We start from the raw sequence: 3,399 nt of genomic DNA on the forward strand, positions 1-3,399 counted from the left end.
ACTTCGGTTTTGACCAAATCCATGGCCTCTTGCAGCGTGGGCAGCAGGGCACCCGAGACCAGGGCAGCCTGGGCGCGGCTGTTGCTCAACATGAAGGCATAGTCTTCGGCCGTCAGCAAGGTGTTGACGGCCACCGGCACCACGCCCGCATACAACGCGCCCAAAAAGGCCACGACCCAGTCGCTGCTGTCTTGCATGAGCAGCAGCACACGCTCTTCGCGCTTGAGTCCCATGGCCTGCAAGCCACCGGCAAAGCGGCGAATCTGTTCGGTCAGTTTGCCGTAGGTCATGGAGCCGACGTCATCAATCAGTGCGGTTTTGTCCTGCCGCGCGGCATTGCACATGATCAGATGTTGCGCGAAGTTGAAGTCTACGGGGGGGGTGCTGGGGTTCATGGTTTGTCTCCTCGGATGCTCTGATGTTGTGGTAACGATGACTTCTTTGAAAGGGGCTCAGAAGGAACAGGTTGTGGGCATGCAAAAAAATTTCATTTAAAGGGTGTGAGACCTGTGCAATCCAACGCATGCAACAAAAACTTTTCTTGCTGTGCAGATGGCGGTATAAACTGCTTTATGCATTATTGTGCTTGGCGTTGAGTATGCATTAAAGTGCATGTTTTGTGGTGTTTAAAAAATAAGGGTTTCCCCTTTTTTTGGTTGAAAGAAAAATGTCCTTGCAAGATTCCACTGTCATTGAGCCTTCCGAGCCCGAAACCCGGCGCAATCCATTTCTGGAAGCGCTGGGCGAGCGCGTGCGTACTTTGCGTTCACGCAAAGGCATGACGCGCCGCGCCGTGGCGGTGGCGGCCGATGTATCCGAGCGCCATTTGGCCAACCTCGAATACGGCACGGGCAATGTCTCTGTGCTCGTGCTGCTGCAAGTGGCCAGTGCCTTGCAGTGTTCTTTGGCCGAGTTGCTGGGCGACGTGACCACCACTTCGCCCGAGTGGCTTTTGATTCGCGAACTGCTGGGCCAACGCAGCGAGGCCGATTTGCGCCGCGCCCGCGTGCAATTGGTCGAATTGTTTGGTGAAGGCGGTAATGCGCTAGAGCGCAAAAATCGCATTGCTTTGATCGGTTTGCGCGGTGCGGGGAAAACCGCGCTGGGCCAACGCCTGGCCGACGACATGGGCTTTCCGTTCATTGAGCTGAGTCGCGAAATCGAGCAGTTTGCTGGTTGCCAGATCAGCGAGATCCACAACCTCTATGGGGCTAACGCTTACCGCCGTTACGAGCGCCGGGCACTCGAAGAGGCGATCCAGATTTACCCCGAGGTGGTGATTGCGACCCCCGGCGGTTTGGTGTCGGATTCGGCCAACTTCAATTTGTTGCTGTCAAACTGCACCAGCGTGTGGTTACAGGCAGATCCCAGCGACCACATGGGCCGAGTCGCGGCGCAAGGTGACATGCGGCCCATGGCCGCCAGCCGTGAGGCGATGGAAGATCTCAAGCGCATTCTAGAAGGGCGTGCTGCTTTTTATTCCAAAGCCGATATGGCCATCAACACCAGCGGCCGCAGCGAGGACCAGGCATTTGAGCTCCTGAGAACGTCGGTGCGACAACACCTGCAACGTCCCGATTGATCTGGGCAGCAAATTTTGAATAGCTAGGGTAAATACTTACTAAATGCATTAAAGTGCATGTTGCGTGGGGGTGTGATGTGCACTAAACTTCAGGATAACCTGCAATGAAATGCATTTTTTGACCCAAATCAACATCCCTTTTCCCAACGGAGACTCCCACATGACGCCAGCTTTCCAGGTTGATTACCAAACCCATCCCGCGCAATACAAGCACATCCAACTGGCCTTTGACGGCGAGATCGCCACCTTGTCGATCAACATCAACGAAGACGCTGGCATCCGCCCTGGCTACAAACTCAAGCTCAACAGCTACGACCTGGGTGTGGACATCGAATTGCACGACGCCCTGCAACGCATCCGTTTCGAGCACCCCGAAGTGCGCTCGGTGGTGGTGACCAGCGCGCGTGACCGCGTGTTCTGCTCCGGTGCCAACATCTTCATGCTGGGTGTGTCCACCCACGGTTGGAAAGTGAACTTTTGCAAGTTCACCAATGAAACCCGCAACGGCATCGAAGACTCCAGCAAGCACGACGGCCTGAAATTCGTCGCGGCCCTGAACGGCGCTTGCGCTGGCGGCGGCTACGAGCTGGCCTTGGCTTGCGATGAAATCGTGTTGGTCGACGACCGCTCCAGCGCCGTCTCGCTGCCTGAAGTGCCTTTGCTGGGTGTGTTGCCCGGCACTGGCGGCCTGACCCGAGTGACCGACAAGCGCCATGTGCGCCACGACTTGGCCGACATTTTCTGCACCAGCGTCGAAGGTGTGCGCGGTCAAAAAGCCGTGGACTGGCGTCTGGTGGATGCGATCGCCAAGCCCGCTGTGTTCAAGCAGGCCGTGCAAGCCCGTGCCCAAAAATTGGCCGCTGGAAGCATCCGCACCGCAGGCGCCAAAGGCGTGAGCTTGACCCCCCTGAACCGCAGCATCGCGGCCGATGCCCTGACTTACACCAACGTCACCGTGGACATCGACCGCGCCAAACGCATCGCCACCTTCACCGTCAAAGCCCCAGCCACAGCCCAGCCCACCGACATCGCCGGCATTGAAGCTGCTGGTGTGAACTGGTGGCCGCTGCAGATGGTGCGCGAATTGGACGACGCTGTTCTGCACATGCGCACCAATGAACTGGACATTGGCACCTGGGTGCTCAAGACTTCGGGCGACGCCGCAGCCGTGTTGGCGTCTGACGCCACCTTGCTGGCCCACAAAGACCACTGGCTGGTGCGTGAAACCATTGGCCACCTGCGCCGCACTTTGGCCCGCTTGGACGTGTCTTCGCGCAGCCTGTTCGCCCTGATCGAAGAAGGCACCTGCTTTGCGGGCACCCTGGCCGAACTGGCATTCTGCGCCGACCGCGCTTACATGTTGGCTTTGCCTGACGACGCTGATAAAGCGCCCAAGCTGCAACTGAGCGAGATGAACTTTGGCTTCTTCCCCATGGTCAACGACCAGACCCGCCTGCAGCGCCGCTTCTACGAAGAAGTGCCCGCCATGGAAGCCGCACGCGGCGCCATCGGCCAAGCGCTGGATGCCGACGCTGCATTGGCCTTGGGTCTGGTCACGGCTGCACCGGACGACATCGACTGGGCTGACGAAATTCGCCTGGCCCTGGAAGAGCGCTCGTCCATGTCGCCCGATGCGCTGACCGGTTTGGAAGCGAACCTGCGTTTTGCCCAAAAGGAAAACATGGCCACCCGCATCTTTGGTCGCCTGACCGCCTGGCAAAACTGGATCTTCCAGCGCCCCAATGCCGTCGGCGAAAAGGGTGCCCTGAAGGTCTACGGCAAAGGTGAAAAAGTCCAGTTCGACATGAACCGCGTTT

3 protein-coding genes are annotated in these 3,399 nt (G+C 58.2%); 2 read left to right on the top strand and 1 reads right to left on the bottom strand.

Going from position 1 to position 3,399, the window contains the following annotated elements; genetic code table 11:
• The coding region (locus Q0O99_RS17410; RefSeq protein ID WP_293753236.1) for an AMP-binding protein at window positions 1-395 on the bottom strand (395 nt) is incomplete at its 3' end.
• A 272-nt stretch (window positions 396-667) separates the two neighbouring features.
• Here Q0O99_RS17410 and Q0O99_RS17415 point away from each other — a divergent pair.
• Together Q0O99_RS17415 and boxC are read left to right on the top strand one after the other, a co-directional pair.
• Entirely contained in the window at window positions 668-1,582 is a 915-nt protein-coding gene (locus tag Q0O99_RS17415) for a helix-turn-helix transcriptional regulator (RefSeq protein ID WP_293753237.1), read from the top strand.
• Window positions 1,583-1,742: 160 nt separating this feature from the next.
• Window positions 1,743-3,399, top strand: a 1,657-nt coding sequence (gene boxC / locus Q0O99_RS17420) for a 2,3-epoxybenzoyl-CoA dihydrolase (protein ID WP_293753238.1), incomplete at its 3' end; no start/stop codon positions are given.

It is taken from the genome of Limnohabitans sp. Rim8 (genome assembly GCF_945901735.1).
GTDB lineage: Bacteria > Pseudomonadota > Gammaproteobacteria > Burkholderiales > Burkholderiaceae_C > Limnohabitans_A.

Bases quoted from the DNA above. Each gene is read 5' to 3' on its own strand.
- Q0O99_RS17415 (WP_293753237.1), top strand. From the start codon at position 668: ATGTCCTTGCAAGATTCCACTGTCATTGAGCCTTCCGAGCCCGAAACC.